The following is a 14,070-nucleotide window of genomic DNA, read 5'->3' on the forward strand; positions in this document are numbered from 1 at the left end:
GTGTCAGCGGTTGTCATTCGGGGCCGGGCCCCGGGTGGCCGGCAGGGTGAAGCCGGACACCGAGCGGCGCAGCTGGCTGGCCATCTTCGCCAGGTTGCCGATGCTCTCGGCGGTGGCGGTGGAACCGGACGAAGTTTGCGAGGTGATCTGCTGGATCACGTTCATGGTCAGGGAAATCTGCCCGGCCGAAGAGGTCTGCTGCTGGGCCGCGTTGGAGATGCTCTGGATCAGCGCCGCCAGGGTCTTGGACACGCCTTCGATCTCTTCCAGGGCCACCCCGGCGTCCTGGGCCAGGCGCGCGCCGCGCACCACTTCGGTGGTGGTCTGCTCCATGGAGATCACCGCCTCGTTGGTGTCGGTCTGGATCGCCCGCACCAGCGTCTCGATCTGCCGCGTGGCCGCCGAGGAACGTTCCGCCAGCCGCTGCACCTCGTCGGCCACCACGGCAAAGCCGCGCCCGGCGTCACCGGCCATGGAGGCCTGGATCGCCGCGTTGAGGGCGAGGATGTTGGTCTGGTCGGCAATGTCGTCGATCAGGCTAACGATATCGCCGATCTCCTGGGAAGACTCGCCCAGGCGCTTGATCCGCTTGGCGGTGTCCTGGATCTGTTCGCGGATGTTGTCCATGCCATGGATGGTGTTGTGCACCACCTCGTTGCCCTTGTTGGCGATTTCCACCGAGCGCTCGGCCACCGCCGAGGATTCGGCGGCGTTGGCCGACACCTGATCGATGGACTGGGCCATGTCGTTGATCGCCGTGGAGGCTTCGCAAATCTGCTGGGCCTGGTGTTCCGAGGCTTCGGCCAACTGCATGGCGGTGGCCTGGGTTTCCTGCACCGCGGCGGCCACCTGGCCGGCGGTCAGGTTGATGGTGGCCACCAGGTCGCGCAGCTGGTCGACGGAATAATTGATGGAGTCGGCAATGGTGCCGGTGAAGTCCTCGGTCACCGAGGCGGTGACCGTGAGGTCGCCGTCGGCCAGGTCCTCGATCTCGTCCAGCAAACGCATGATCGCGTTCTGGTTGCGCTCGTTCTTCTCTGCAGTCTCGCGCAACTGGCGGTTGGTCTCGCGCACCATCACCAGGCCGATGAGGATGATCGAAGCCAGGGCCAGCAGGCCCAGGACGTAGCCGCCGATGGTGTCCAGCTTGCGGCTGCCGGCCAGGTTCTCGAAGCCGGTGGCCAGCAGCGAAGCTTCGTCCAGCAGGGTCTGGGACAGGCTGAAGATGTTGCTCGCCGACTCGCGGACCTGGAACAGCTCGGGGGAGGTTTCGAGGATCTCGTCCACGGAGCCGGAGACGAACTCGAACAACTCGGAAATCTCCGCCAGCCGCCCCCGGGCATCCGGGTCTTCCACCTGGCTGATCTTCAGCCCCGGGTTGCCCTGCAACATGCCGTTGAGCACCTGGCCGAAGCGCGCGGCATCGCGACCGAAGGCATCGGCGGCCTGGACCGCGTTTTCGTCGCCGGCCAGCACCGTGTTGACCGCACCGAGAATCCGCTCGGCCAGCAGCGACTGGCGCTGGGCCATGGCCACCTGGGCCGCCGGGGCGCCACGCTGGAGCAGGATCTCGACGACCTTTTCATACTCCACCTGCAATTGCGGCACGGTTTCCGCCAGGGTTGCCGCCACCTGGTGCAGGGACAGCACGGTCTGCTCGCTGGCGAGGATCGCGTCGGTGTTTTTCAGCAGTTTTTCCCAGTCCAGCTGCACCGCGCGCATTTCCTGGCGCAAGGCCACCGGGGCCCCGGGCAGCCCGGTGTCCGGGTCACCCTTTTTCAGGTAGCCCCAGCGCCGGGCGAAATCGTTGCGCGCATCCCCCAGCAGCTTGAACGCCGCAGCCTTGCCCGCCGCCGCTTCGGTGGCGTTCTTGGCAATGCGCTGGGACAGCACCCGCAGCTCGCCGGCATGGCCGATGTACTGTTTGTCGTAGGTGGCCTGGGTATTGAGGTAAGCGAAGTTGGCGAACAACAGCATGATGAACACGATCAGTGCGATGAACAGCACGATGATCTGCGAGCGACTGCGGGAGCCTTCCAGGGGCTTGCCGGTTTTGGCTTTGGTCATCGATCAGGCCTGTGGCGAGCGGGCGGTCCCGCATTCGAGTGCCCGGGGCGCGCGCAACGCCGGGGCAGCATGGGTTGATCCAGGGAAACACGCGCTTCCCGTGGCACGGCCAACGGGTTGCCCAGGCGCCGGGGCGCCCTTCACGCTGCCACCTCCAGGAACCCCGGCGAACGGGCCAGGGCGAAGGGGCTGAAGACCTGCCAGACCTGATCGCGGCGGAACTGGCCCTGCAGGTAGGGGTTGACCGCGGCGTCGGCAAAGTCGGTGATGCCGGGCTCCAGGCTGTCCTGGGCAAAGTGCTGCAGCCCGGCCACCTCGTCCACCAGCAGGCCGGCGAACAGCTCCTTGTACTCCACCACCAGGACCCGCCGCTGCTTGCGCAGGGGCGACAGCTCATGGCCGAAGAAACCGCACAGGTCCATGATCGGCAGTAGCCGCCCGCGCAGGTTGGCTACGCCCTTGACCCAGGGCTTGACCCCGGGCAGCAGGGTGTAGCGCGGCTCGTGCAGGACTTCGCTGATCTCGCCCATGGCGGCCACGTACCAATGCTCGCCCAGGCGAAAGCCGATGCCGCTCCAGCTGTGCTGGCGGGTTTCCTGGGACGGCAGGTCGGCGGCCAGCAAGCGGCAGCGCTGGTCGATCTCCAGCAGCAGCTCGAAGGCGGTCTGGGATTGGCTCATGGCGCGGCTGTCAGCCGGCCAGGACGTTGTTCAGGGTCTTGATCAGGGTCTCTTCGTCCACCGGTTTGGTCAGGTAATCCTTGGCGCCCTGGCGGGTGCCCCAGACCTTGTCGGTTTCCTGATCCTTGGTGGTGATGATGATCACCGGGATATGGCTGGTCTCGGCATCCTTGGTCAACTGGCGGGTCGCCTGGAAACCGTTGAGGCCGGGCATGACGATGTCCATCAGCACCGCGTCGGGCTTTTCTTCCCGGGCCAGGGCCACGCCGTCGGCACCGTTCTCGGCCTTGAGCACTTCATGGCCGTGCTTTTCCAGCATGCCGGTGAGTTTGTACATTTCAGTCGGCGAGTCATCGACGATCAGAATACGAGCCATGGTCTTCCCCATACGGTATAGGCGCGCGGCCTGCTGGCCGGGCGTCGCTGTGCGTGTCTACTGTGGCGCAAGCGCGACAAAGTCCGGGACATGGGCCTTGATCGCGCTCAGCAGTTCTTCCTTGCTGAAGGGTTTGGTCAAAAACTGGTCGGAGCCGACGATGCGCCCCTTGGCCTTGTCGAACAGGCCATCCTTGGAAGACAGCATGATCACCGGGATGGACTTGAACGCGCTGTTGTTCTTCACCAGCGCACAGGTCTGATAGCCGTCGAGCCGCGGCATCATGATGTCGACGAAGATGATGCCGGGGTGATGGTCGACGATCTTCGACAGGGCTTCGAAGCCGTCCACTGCGGTGATGACCTCGCAACCGACGTTCTTCAGCAGCATTTCGGCCGTGCGGCGAATCGTCTTCGAATCGTCGATCACCATCACCTTCAAGGCGTTGGAATGCTGTTCCATATCTGCTCTGCCATCGCCCCAGCGAATGATTTGGTCCGGTACCGCCGGGCAATGGGTGAAACCCTTGAACTTCAAGGCTTGGGCCCGGCCTGCGAGCCTTTTTAGCACACTCTCCCCCCTGCAATCTATGGACCACGCCAGGCAGTGGTTTTTCCTTGACCCAGGCCCCTGTCAGCGCCACTCTGACGCCACTTTTTTTGCCTCGCTCCCACTCATTTTCTTAAAGGAATCCACCCATGAGCGTTCGCGTCGGGATTGTCATGGACCCTATCGCCAGCATCTCCTACAAGAAGGACAGCTCGCTGGCCATGCTGCTGGCCGCCCAGGAGCGCGGCTGGACCCTCTTCTATATGGAGCAGCGCGACCTGTACCAGGGCGACGGCGTGGCCCGGGCCCGCATGCGCCCGCTGCAGGTGTTCGCCAACCCGCAGAAGTGGTTCGAGCTGGATGCCGAGATCGACTGCCCGCTGAGCGATCTGGATGTGATCCTGATGCGCAAGGACCCGCCCTTCGACATGGAGTTCGTCTACTCCACCTACCTGCTGGAACAGGCCGAAAGCGCTGGCGTGCTGGTGGTCAACAAGCCCCAGAGCCTGCGTGACTGCAACGAAAAGCTGTTTGCCACGCTGTTCCCCCAGTGCACCCCGCCCACCGTGGTCAGCCGCCGCGCCGACGTGCTGCGCGAGTTCGCGGCCCAGCATGGCGATGTGATCCTCAAGCCCCTGGATGGCATGGGCGGCACCTCGATCTTCCGCCACCGCGCGGGTGATCCGAACCTGTCGGTGATCCTGGAAACCCTGACCGTGCTCGGCAGCCAGCAGATCATGGCCCAGGCCTACCTGCCGGCGATCAAGGACGGTGACAAGCGCATCCTGATGATCGACGGCGAACCGGTGGATTACTGCCTGGCGCGCATCCCCGCCGCCGGTGAAACCCGCGGCAACCTGGCGGCCGGCGGTCGTGGCGAAGCCCGCCCGCTGAGCGACAAGGACCGCTGGATCGCCGCCCAGGTCGGCCCGACCCTGCGGGCCAAGGGCCTGCTGTTCGTCGGCCTCGACGTGATCGGCGAACACCTGACGGAAATCAACGTCACCAGCCCCACCTGCATCCGTGAAATCGACAACGCCTTCGGCACCAACATCGGCGCGATGCTGATGGATGCCATCGATCAGAAGCTCAAGGCCAAGTGATGTAGAACAACCAAGCACAAACCAACATTGCGTTATCATGCGCCGCCTGTGAAACCGTGATGTTGGTTGTGTGATGCCTCCTGTGATGTCGAACTGCCGATGAGCCTCCCGTCCGATCTGCCCCCCGAGCTTGCCCATAGCGGCGTGCGTGCGGCCGATCGCCTGGGTTTTACCCTGTTCCTGGCGGCGCTCCTGCACCTGGCACTGATCCTCGGCCTGGGTTTTTCTTTCGCCGAGCCCAAGGCCATCAGCAAGACCCTGGAAATCACCCTGGCCACCTTCAAGAGCGAGACCAAGCCGAAGAAGGCCGACTTCCTCGCCCAGGACAACCAGCAGGGCAGCGGCACCCTGGACAAGAAGGCCATTCCGAAAACCACCGAAGTCGCACCGTTCCAGGACAACTCGGTGAAGAAGGTCACGCCACCGCCCTCGGTCAAGCCCGAGGTCAAGGACACCGCCCCCAAGGCCGCCGTGGCCACCACCGCGCCCAAGCCGAAAAAGACCGTCACCCAGCGTGAAGAGGTCAAGAAAGACCCGACGCCCAAAGCCCCCACTCCGACGTTCGACAGCTCGCAACTGTCCAGCGAGATTTCCAGCCTGGAAGCCGAGCTGGCCAACGAACAGCAGTTGTATGCCAAACGCCCGCGCATCCACCGCCTCAGCGCCGCCTCTACCATGCGCGACAAGGGCGCCTGGTATAAGGACGAATGGCGCAAGAAGGTCGAGCGCATCGGCAACCTCAACTACCCCGAGGAAGCCCGGCGCAAGCAGATCTACGGCAACTTGCGGCTGATGGTCTCGATCAACCGTGACGGCTCGCTGTATGAAGTGCTGGTGCTGGAGTCCTCCGGGCAACCGCTGCTGGACCAGGCGGCCCAGCGCATCGTGCGCCTGGCGGCGCCGTTCGCACCCTTTACCGGCGACCTGTCGGACATCGACCGCCTGGAAATCATCCGCACCTGGCGCTTCGCCCGGGGCGACAAGCTTTCCAGCAACTGATCGGCCGGCAATCGTCCGCGCGACAGCGCCATGGCCGCACATCGCCAGCTTGTCAGCCGAGCCCGCCACCGCCACACTAGCGCTCATGAAAAATGTCAGCCCAAGCTATCTCAAGCATCATTTCCTGATCGCCATGCCCCATATGGCCGACCCGAACTTTGCGCAGACCTTGACCTACATCGTCGAGCACAACGCCAGTGGTGCCATGGGCCTGGTGATCAACCGCCCCCAGGACCTGAACCTGGCCGATATCCTCGAACAATTGCGCCCTGACCAAGAGCCGTCCCTGCTGTGCCAGCACGTGCCCATTTTCAGCGGTGGCCCGGTGCAGACCGATCGCGGCTTCGTCCTGCATCCCAACGGCCCGGTCTACCAGGCCACGGTGGAACTCGAGGGGCTGTCCCTGTCCACGTCCCAGGACGTGCTGTTCGCCATCGCCGATGGCGTGGGCCCGGCCAAGAGCCTGATCGCCCTGGGCTATGCCGGCTGGGAAGCCGGGCAGCTGGAAGCCGAACTGGCGGACAACGCCTGGCTGACCTGCCCCTTCGACGCCGACATCCTGTTCAACACCAGCAGCGAACTGCGCCTGGAAGCCGCCGCCCGGCACCTGGGGGTCAACCTCAGCCTGCTCACCAGCCAGGCGGGCCACGCCTGATGGCCCTGCGACTGATCCTCGGCTTCGACTACGGCACCAAGCAGATCGGCGTTGCCGTGGGCCAGGCCATCACCGGCCAGGCCCGGGAGCTGTGCACCCTCAAGGCGCAGAACGGGGTGCCCGACTGGAACCAGGTGGAAGCCCTGATCAAGGAATGGAAGCCCGACGCCGTGGTGGTGGGCCTGCCCCTGAACATGGACGGCAGCCCCAGCGAAATGTGCGCGCGCGCCGAAAAGTTCGCCCGGCGCCTGAACGGCCGCTTCAATGTGCCTTTCTATACCCACGACGAACGCCTGACCACCTTCGAGGCCAAGGGTGAACGCCTGGCCCGGGGCGGCCAGAAAGGCAGTTACCGCGACAACCCGGTGGACGCCATCGCCGCCGCCCTGCTGCTGCAAGGCTGGCTCGATGAAAACGCCGGCCTGTTGAACACCTGAGACCACATCCTGAAGATGCGCGGCCCCGGGGCTGCGCGCCTCCTGGCCCAACACCAGCCGTAAGTTCCCGCGCCCAGCTGCCCGGCAGCAGGCGCGAGCCCACGAAGGAGCCACCATGAGCCTGCCCAATCCCGCCGCCCTGATCAGCCAGATGGCCGCTGATCTCAACGCCCACCTGGCCCAGCGCGCCATCAGCGAGCCACGCTTCATCGGTATCCGTACCGGCGGCGTCTGGGTGGCCCAGGCCCTGCTGGAAGCCCTGGGCAGCGATTCGCCCCTGGGTACCCTGGACGTGTCCTTCTACCGCGACGACTTCAGCCAGAACGGCCTGCACCCGCAGGTGCGCCCTTCGGAGCTGCCGTTCGAGATCGAAGGCCAGCACCTGGTGCTGATCGACGACGTGCTGATGAGCGGCCGGACCATCCGCGCCGCCCTCAACGAACTGTTCGACTACGGCCGGCCGGCCAGCGTGACCCTGGTCTGCCTGCTGGACCTGAACGCCGCTGAACTGCCGATCCGTCCGAATGTGGTGGGCGCGACCCTGTCGCTGGCCGCCCACGAGCGGGTAAAATTGTCCGGTCCTGCGCCGCTTCAACTCGAGCTCCAAGACCTCGCCCTCTAACTCGCCCTTTTAAGAGTCCATTGCGATGACGCCTCTAGACGCCAAGCGCCCGCTGCAGCTCAACGATCAGGGCCAGCTGCGCCACTTCCTGTCCCTCGACGGCCTGAACCGCGAGCTGCTGACGGAAATCCTCGACACCGCCGACTCGTTCCTCGAAGTCGGCGCCCGGGCGGTGAAAAAAGTCCCGCTGCTGCGCGGCAAGACCGTGTGCAATGTGTTCTTCGAGAACTCCACCCGAACCCGCACCACCTTCGAACTGGCCGCCCAGCGGCTGTCGGCGGACGTGATCACCCTGAATGTCTCGACCTCTTCGGCGAGCAAGGGTGAAACCCTGCTGGACACCCTGCGCAACCTGGAAGCCATGGCCGCCGACATGTTCGTGGTGCGCCACGGCGATTCCGGCGCCGCGCACTTCATCGCCGAACACGTGTGCCCGCAAGTGGCGATCATCAACGGCGGCGACGGCCGTCACGCCCACCCGACCCAGGGCATGCTCGACATGCTGACCATTCGCCGGCACAAGGGCGGCTTCGAGAACCTCTCGGTAGCCATCGTCGGCGACATCCTGCACTCGCGAGTGGCGCGTTCGAACATGCTGGCGCTGAAAACCCTCGGCTGCCCGGACATCCGCGTGATCGCGCCGAAAACCCTGCTGCCCATCGGCATCGAGCAGTACGGGGTCAAGGTCTACACCGACATGACCGAAGGCCTGAAGGACGTGGACGTGGTGATCATGCTGCGCCTGCAGCGTGAACGCATGCAGGGCGGCCTGCTGCCCAGCGAAGGCGAGTTCTACCGCCTGTTCGGCCTGACCACCGCGCGCCTGGCCGGGGCCAAGCCCGACGCCATCGTCATGCACCCGGGCCCGATCAACCGCGGCGTGGAGATCGAATCGGCGGTAGCCGACGGCCCGCACTCGGTGATCCTCAACCAGGTGACCTACGGCATTGCAGTGCGCATGGCGGTACTGTCCATGGCCATGAGCGGGCAGACCGCCCAGCGACAATTCGAGCAGGAGAACGCCCAGTGAAGCTCAGCATTCTCGGCGCCCGCGTCATCGATCCAAGCAGCGGCCTGGATCAAACCACCGATCTGCACCTGGAAGCCGGCAAGATCGTCGCCATTGGCGCCGCGCCTGGCGGCTTCAATGCCGTTACCACCATCGACGCCAAGGGCCTGGTGGCCGCACCCGGCCTGGTGGACCTGAGCGTCGCCCTGCGCGAGCCGGGCTACAGCCGCAAGGGCAGCATTGCCAGCGAAACCCGCGCCGCAGCCGCCGGGGGCGTCACCAGCCTGTGCTGCCCGCCGCGCACCAAGCCAGTACTGGACACCTCGGCGGTGGCCGAACTGATCCTCGACCGCGCCCGCGAGGCCGGCAACAGCAAAGTGTTCCCCATTGGCGCCTTGAGCAAGGGCCTGGAAGGCGAGCAGCTTGCGGAGCTGATCGCATTGCGTGACGCCGGTTGCGTGGCCTTCGGCAACGGCCTGGAAGGTTTCCGCAGCACCCGCACCCTGTGCCGCGCCCTGGAATACGCCGCCACCTTCGACCTGACGGTGATCTTCCACTCCCAGGACCGCGACCTGGCCGAAGGCGGCCTGGCCCACGAAGGCGCCACCGCCAGCTTCCTCGGCCTGCCGGGTATCCCGGAAAGCGCGGAGACCGTGGCCCTGGCCCGGGACCTGCTGCTGGTGGAACAGAGCGGCGTGCGCGCCCACTTCAGCCAGTTGACCAGCGCCCGCGGCGTGGAGCTGATCGCCCAGGCCCAGGCCCGCGGCCTGCCGGTCACCGCCGATGTGGCGCTGTACCAGCTGATCCTGACCGACGAGGCGCTGATCGACTTCTCCAGCCTGTACCACGTGCAGCCGCCGCTGCGCTCGCGGGCCGACCGCGATGCTCTGCGCGAAGCGGTGAAGTCCGGGGTGGTGCAAGCCATTTCCAGCCATCACCAGCCCCATGAGCGGGACGCCAAGCTGGCGCCGTTCGGCGCCACCGAGCCGGGCATCAGCAGCGTCGAGCTGTTGCTGCCCCTGGCCCTGACCCTGGTGCAGGACGGCCTGCTGGACCTGCCGACCCTGCTGGCACGCCTGAGTGCCGGCCCCGCCGCGGCCTTGCGCCTGCCGGCAGGCAAGCTGGCAGCCGGTGGTGCGGCGGACCTGGTGCTGTTCGACCCGGCCAGTTCCACCGTGGCCGGCGAGCGCTGGCTGTCCAAGGGCGAAAACTGCCCGTTCCTCGGCCATAGCCTGCCGGGCGCGGTGCGCTACACCCTGGTGGACGGGCATATCAGCTATCAGGGCTGATCGCCTGGCAAACACCCTGTAGCCGCTGCCGCAGGCTGCGAACGGCGCCGAAGGAGCCGCAGCTCCTGATGGCGCCCTGCGGCAATGGCTACAGGCTGCGCCATCACCGCCTGCGCCGATGACGGGATCAACGGCGCTTGGCGTTCTCCAGCGATACCTGATCGTTCAGGGTCCAGAAGTCGTACAGCACCCCCAGGAAGAACAGGCCGCCGGTGAACAGGTAGATCACCCCGCTCAGCCATTTGCCCTGGTACATGCGGTGCACGCCGAAAACCCCGAGGAAGGTCAGCAGAATCCAGGCCACGCTGTATTCCACCGGACCTGCGGTAAAGCGAAGGTCCGCTTCCCGGTCCATGGACGGGATCAGGAACAAGTCGATCAGCCAGCCAATGCCCAGCAGACCGAAGGTGAAGAACCAGATAGTCCCGGTCACCGGCTTGCCGTAATAGAAGCGGTGGGCCCCGGTAAAACCGAAAATCCACAACAGGTAACCGATCACCTTGCTGTGGGTGTCATGGGTGGATGCATCCTGACGATAGGTGTTCATTAAGTGCCTCTTTGCAGGTGATAGATAAATATTCTTAAAAACTTTGTGACTTTTTTACAGGCATTCGACGTGCGGGCAATGTTACCTTCTGTTCCGCCAAAGCCTTGTACTGCCTGACTTCTGACGGTTTTCTGCGTCAAGTTGCCACCTCTTTGCCGAAGTTGACCCCAAGGTTGAATCGACAAACGGCCACGGAAGTGACCTGAAAGCTGTTATAAAGTTGCGCGCTAACCAATAAGAGCCTTGCCTAATGCGTCCATTTTTCAAGACATGGCTAACCATTTGCCTATTAATGCCACTGGCCGCCCACGCCACCAACCGTGAGCAACGACTTCCCAACGTTAATGGCTACACCCCGAAACCTCACGTTTCGACGGTCACCGCCAAGAACAAGAGCACCATCAAGCACCCCACCCGCCTGAGCAAGGCCGACAGCAAGCTGGTGGCCAACAACGCCGGCCGGCCGAGCACCACGGTTCTCAGCCGCGCGGTCAATGTCCTCGGTACACCCTATCGTTGGGGCGGCAGCAGCCCAAGCAAAGGCTTCGACTGCAGCGGCCTGGTGCGCTACGCCTTCAACGATGTCGCCGCCGTGGACCTGCCACGCACCTCCAACGCCATGGCCAGCGGCCACGGGCAGAAGGTCGAGCGCAAGGACCTGAAGCCGGGCGACCTGCTGTTCTTCAACATCAAGAGCCGCAAGGTCAACCACGTCGCCATCTACCTGGGCGAAGACCGCTTCATCCACGCCCCGCGGCGCGGCAAGGCAGTGACCATCGATACCCTGAAGAAGCCCTACTGGCAGAGCCACTATGTGGTTGCCAAGCGGGTCTTGCCCAAGGAGCACGCGCCCCTGCGGGTCGTGCAACGCTGATACCCCGCTTCGCCGGCAAGCCGGCTCCTGCACCCACCTGTAGGAGCCGGCTTGCCGGCGAATGCATTTCCAGCCCCGTCAAAAGCTCTCCGGCATCCGCGCCTGCTCCCGCGCCTGATCGCGGCTGATCAACCCCTGCCCGAGCAATGCCTTGAGGCTCATGTCCAGGGTGCGCATGCCCTGGGCGCCACCCGTCTGGATCGCCGAATACATCTGCGCCACCTTGTCCTCGCGGATCAGGTTACGGATCGCCGGGCTGCCCAGCATGATCTCGTGCGCCGCTACCCGGCCACCGCCCACCTTCTTCACCAGCACTTGCGCGACCACTGCCTGCAGCGACTCGGCCAGCATCGAGCGCACCAGGGCCTTTTCCTCCCCCGGAAACACGTCCACCAGCCGGTCGATGGTCTTGGCCGCCGACGAGGTGTGCAGGGTGGCCAGTACCAGGTGCCCGGTTTCCGCGGCGGTCAGGGCCAGGCGGATGGTTTCCAGGTCCCGCAGTTCGCCCAGCAGGATCACGTCGGGATCTTCCCGCAGCGCCGCACGCAAGGCCGTGGCGAAGCTCTGGGTATCGCGCTGCACTTCGCGCTGGTGCACCAGGCAGTTCTTCTGCGGATGCACGAATTCGATAGGGTCTTCGATGGTCAGGATGTGCTGCTGGCGGTGCTGGTTCAGGTGGTCGATCATCGCCGCCAGTGTGGTGGACTTGCCGCTGCCGGTGGGCCCGGTCACCAGCACCAGCCCGCGGGGCGCCTCGGTAATCTGCCGAAACACTTCCCCCAGTCCCAGCTCCTCCAGGCTCTGTACCCGCGCGGGAATCAGGCGCAGCACCGCACCGACGCCCCGGGCGTGCCGGAAGGCATTGACCCGAAACCGCGCCACACCCGGCAGTTCATAGGCGAAATCCAGGTCATTGCGGGCGGCGAACGCCTGGCGCTGTGCTTCGCTCATCAGTTCATGGATCAGCGCCTGCACCTGTAGCCCTTCCAGGGCCGGGCCCGGCAGCGGGCGAATATCGCCATCGATGCGCAACATCGGCGCCAGCCCGGCGGACAGATGCAGGTCCGAAGCGCCCCGGGAAGCGCTCAAGCGCAAGAGTTCGGTGATGTCCATAGTGCCCCCCAATTCCAGTAGAATGCCGCGAGCTTCAGACCCGCCCGCGCCTGGCAGATTCAATGGCCAGGCCGCGGACGATGCCCGACGCGACCCTTGAGCGTGGCTCGGGCCGGCGGAGAATCGAGGTCTGGTGGATTCACGCGGCAACCGGTGGCCAGGGCCGCCGGTACTTTTGAGATGAAATCGAATGTCCACGATAGCAGACAACATTGCCCAAGTAGCCGAGCGCATCCGCAACGCCTGCCAGGCCGTACAGCGCGACCCGCACAGCGTCCAGCTGCTCGCCGTGAGCAAGACCAAGCCAGCCGCCGCCCTGCGCGAGGCCCATGCCGCCGGCCTGCGGGATTTCGGCGAGAACTACCTGCAGGAAGCCCTGGGCAAACAGCAGGAACTGGCCGACCTGCCCTTGAGTTGGCACTTCATCGGCCCCATTCAGTCGAACAAGACTCGTGCCATTGCCGAGCATTTTGACTGGGTGCACTCCGTGGATCGCCTGAAAATCGCCCAACGCCTGTCCGAACAACGCCCGGCCGAGTTGCCGCCACTGAACATCTGCATCCAGGTGAACGTCAGTGGCGAAGCCAGCAAGTCCGGCTGCGCCCCGGCCGACCTGCCGGCCCTGGCCAGCGCCATCGGTGCCTTGCCACGCCTGCAACTGCGGGGGTTGATGGCGATTCCCGAGCCTACCGAGGACCGCACTGCCCAGGACGCCGCCTTCGCCGCGGTACAACGCCTGAACAACGACCTGCGGGACAGCCTCAAGCTGCCCCTGGATACCCTTTCCATGGGCATGAGCCACGACCTCGAAGCGGCCATTGCCCAAGGCGCCACCTGGGTGCGGATCGGTACCGCGCTGTTCGGTGCCCGCGACTACAGTCAGTCCTGATGCGACTGACCCCGACCTCTTGTAAGGACCTGTCATGAACACGACTCGTATCGCTTTTATCGGTGCCGGCAACATGGCGGCCAGTCTCATCGGCGGCCTGCGGGCCAAAGGCCTGGAGGCCTCGCAGATCCGCGCCAGCGACCCGGGCGAGCAGACCCGCGCGAAAGTCGCGGCCGAACATGGCATCCAGGTGTTTGCCGATAACGCCGAGGCCATCGAAGGCGTCGACGTGATCGTCCTGGCGGTCAAGCCCCAGGCCATGAAAGCCGTGTGCCAAGCCCTGCGCCCGAGCCTGAAGCCGCAACAGCTGATGGTGTCCATCGCCGCCGGCATCACCTGTTCGAGCATGAAAAGCTGGCTCGGCGCCCAGCCCATCGTGCGCTGCATGCCCAATACCCCGGCACTGCTGCGCCAGGGTGTCAGCGGCCTGTACGCCACCGCCGAAGTCAGCGCCCAGCAACGCCAGCAGGCCGAGGCGCTGCTGTCCGCCGTGGGTATCGCCCTGTGGCTGGACCAGGAGCAGCAACTGGACGCAGTGACTGCCGTCTCCGGCAGTGGCCCGGCGTATTTCTTCCTGCTGATCGAAGCCATGACCGCCGCTGGCGAGAAGCTCGGCCTGCCCCGGGAAACCGCCGCCCAGCTGACTCTGCAGACCGCCCTGGGCGCCGCCCACATGGCGGTCTCCAGTGACGTTGACGCCGCCGAGCTGCGCCGCCGCGTGACTTCACCGGCAGGCACCACGGAAGCGGCCATCAAGTCGTTCCAGGCCGGTGGCTTTGAAGCCCTGGTGGAAAAAGCATTGGGTGCCGCTGCGCACCGCTCGGCCGAAATGGCCGAACAACTGGGCCAATAAGGAGCCAA

The 14,070-nt window shown here is 65.1% G+C and carries 16 protein-coding genes; 10 read left to right on the plus strand and 6 right to left on the minus strand.

Going from position 1 to position 14,070, the window contains the following annotated elements; translation table 11 throughout:
• Positions 1 to 3: 3 nt before the first annotated feature.
• From AC1RL5_RS10990 to pilG, 4 genes are all read right to left on the minus strand, one after another.
• The gene (locus tag AC1RL5_RS10990; RefSeq protein WP_092214975.1) at positions 4 to 2,067 is read right to left on the minus strand and encodes a methyl-accepting chemotaxis protein; all 2,064 of its coding nucleotides are present in this window, start codon (positions 2,065 to 2,067) and stop codon (positions 4 to 6) included.
• 140 nt (positions 2,068 to 2,207) lie between these two features.
• Complete coding sequence (locus AC1RL5_RS10995) at positions 2,208 to 2,747, minus strand: chemotaxis protein CheW (protein WP_011063999.1); 540 nt, start codon at positions 2,745 to 2,747, stop codon at positions 2,208 to 2,210.
• Positions 2,748 to 2,757: 10 nt separating this feature from the next.
• Positions 2,758 to 3,123, minus strand: a complete 366-nt coding sequence (gene pilH, locus AC1RL5_RS11000) for a twitching motility response regulator PilH (protein ID WP_011064000.1) — start codon at positions 3,121 to 3,123, stop codon at positions 2,758 to 2,760.
• Between the two features lie 57 nt (positions 3,124 to 3,180).
• Positions 3,181 to 3,585 (minus strand): twitching motility response regulator PilG, encoded by a 405-nt coding sequence (gene pilG / locus AC1RL5_RS11005; RefSeq protein ID WP_011064001.1) that lies wholly within the window; start codon positions 3,583 to 3,585, stop codon positions 3,181 to 3,183.
• Between the two features lie 236 nt (positions 3,586 to 3,821).
• Here pilG and gshB point away from each other — a divergent pair, with 236 nt between their 5' ends.
• The 7 genes from gshB (at position 3,822) to AC1RL5_RS11040 (ending at position 9,786) form a co-directional block, all read left to right on the plus strand.
• Entirely contained in the window at positions 3,822 to 4,775 is a 954-nt protein-coding gene (gene gshB / locus AC1RL5_RS11010; RefSeq protein WP_015637364.1) for a glutathione synthase, read from the plus strand.
• Between the two features lie 99 nt (positions 4,776 to 4,874).
• Positions 4,875 to 5,774 carry an energy transducer TonB gene (locus AC1RL5_RS11015; RefSeq protein ID WP_011064003.1) on the plus strand — a complete coding sequence of 300 codons (900 nt, stop codon included), beginning with the start codon at positions 4,875 to 4,877 and terminating at the stop codon, positions 5,772 to 5,774.
• 85 nt (positions 5,775 to 5,859) lie between these two features.
• Positions 5,860 to 6,429, plus strand: a complete 570-nt coding sequence (locus AC1RL5_RS11020) for a YqgE/AlgH family protein (protein WP_041120245.1) — start codon at positions 5,860 to 5,862, stop codon at positions 6,427 to 6,429.
• Positions 6,429 to 6,866, plus strand: a complete 438-nt coding sequence (gene ruvX, locus AC1RL5_RS11025; RefSeq protein WP_207239531.1) for a Holliday junction resolvase RuvX — start codon at positions 6,429 to 6,431, stop codon at positions 6,864 to 6,866. Before AC1RL5_RS11020 ends, ruvX begins: the two co-directional genes overlap by 1 nt.
• 115 nt (positions 6,867 to 6,981) lie before the next feature.
• Complete coding sequence (pyrR, locus tag AC1RL5_RS11030; RefSeq protein ID WP_011064006.1) at positions 6,982 to 7,488, plus strand: bifunctional pyr operon transcriptional regulator/uracil phosphoribosyltransferase PyrR; 507 nt, start codon at positions 6,982 to 6,984, stop codon at positions 7,486 to 7,488.
• A gap of 25 nt (positions 7,489 to 7,513) precedes the next feature.
• Positions 7,514 to 8,518 carry an aspartate carbamoyltransferase catalytic subunit gene (locus AC1RL5_RS11035; protein ID WP_011064007.1) on the plus strand — a complete coding sequence of 335 codons (1,005 nt, stop codon included), beginning with the start codon at positions 7,514 to 7,516 and terminating at the stop codon, positions 8,516 to 8,518.
• Positions 8,515 to 9,786: a dihydroorotase gene (locus AC1RL5_RS11040; protein ID WP_011064008.1), complete on the plus strand. Its 1,272-nt coding sequence runs from the start codon at positions 8,515 to 8,517 to the stop codon at positions 9,784 to 9,786. The genes AC1RL5_RS11035 and AC1RL5_RS11040 overlap by 4 nt, the downstream gene beginning before the upstream one ends.
• Positions 9,787 to 9,913: 127 nt before the next feature.
• Here AC1RL5_RS11040 and AC1RL5_RS11045 read toward each other — a convergent pair whose 3' ends face one another.
• On the minus strand, positions 9,914 to 10,333 hold the full coding sequence (locus tag AC1RL5_RS11045) for an NINE protein (protein ID WP_011064009.1): 420 nt from the start codon (positions 10,331 to 10,333) through the stop codon (positions 9,914 to 9,916).
• Positions 10,334 to 10,583: 250 nt separating this feature from the next.
• Between AC1RL5_RS11045 and AC1RL5_RS11050 the strand changes: the two genes are divergently transcribed.
• Positions 10,584 to 11,207: a C40 family peptidase gene (locus AC1RL5_RS11050; protein WP_011064010.1), complete on the plus strand. Its 624-nt coding sequence runs from the start codon at positions 10,584 to 10,586 to the stop codon at positions 11,205 to 11,207.
• Positions 11,208 to 11,285: 78 nt separating this feature from the next.
• Here AC1RL5_RS11050 and AC1RL5_RS11055 read toward each other — a convergent pair whose 3' ends face one another.
• A complete protein-coding gene (locus AC1RL5_RS11055; protein ID WP_492589350.1) occupies positions 11,286 to 12,320 on the minus strand; it encodes a type IV pilus twitching motility protein PilT in 1,035 nt (344 codons plus the stop codon).
• Positions 12,321 to 12,510: 190 nt separating this feature from the next.
• On the opposite strand from AC1RL5_RS11055, the gene AC1RL5_RS11060 reads away from it, so the two are divergent.
• Positions 12,511 to 13,209 carry a YggS family pyridoxal phosphate-dependent enzyme gene (locus AC1RL5_RS11060; RefSeq protein ID WP_072443580.1) on the plus strand — a complete coding sequence of 233 codons (699 nt, stop codon included), beginning with the start codon at positions 12,511 to 12,513 and terminating at the stop codon, positions 13,207 to 13,209.
• Between the two features lie 34 nt (positions 13,210 to 13,243).
• Positions 13,244 to 14,062 carry a pyrroline-5-carboxylate reductase gene (proC, locus tag AC1RL5_RS11065; protein WP_492589349.1) on the plus strand — a complete coding sequence of 273 codons (819 nt, stop codon included), beginning with the start codon at positions 13,244 to 13,246 and terminating at the stop codon, positions 14,060 to 14,062.
• Positions 14,063 to 14,070: the final 8 nt, after the last annotated feature.

The organism is Pseudomonas sp. GW822-FHT06D10, assembly GCF_058799535.1.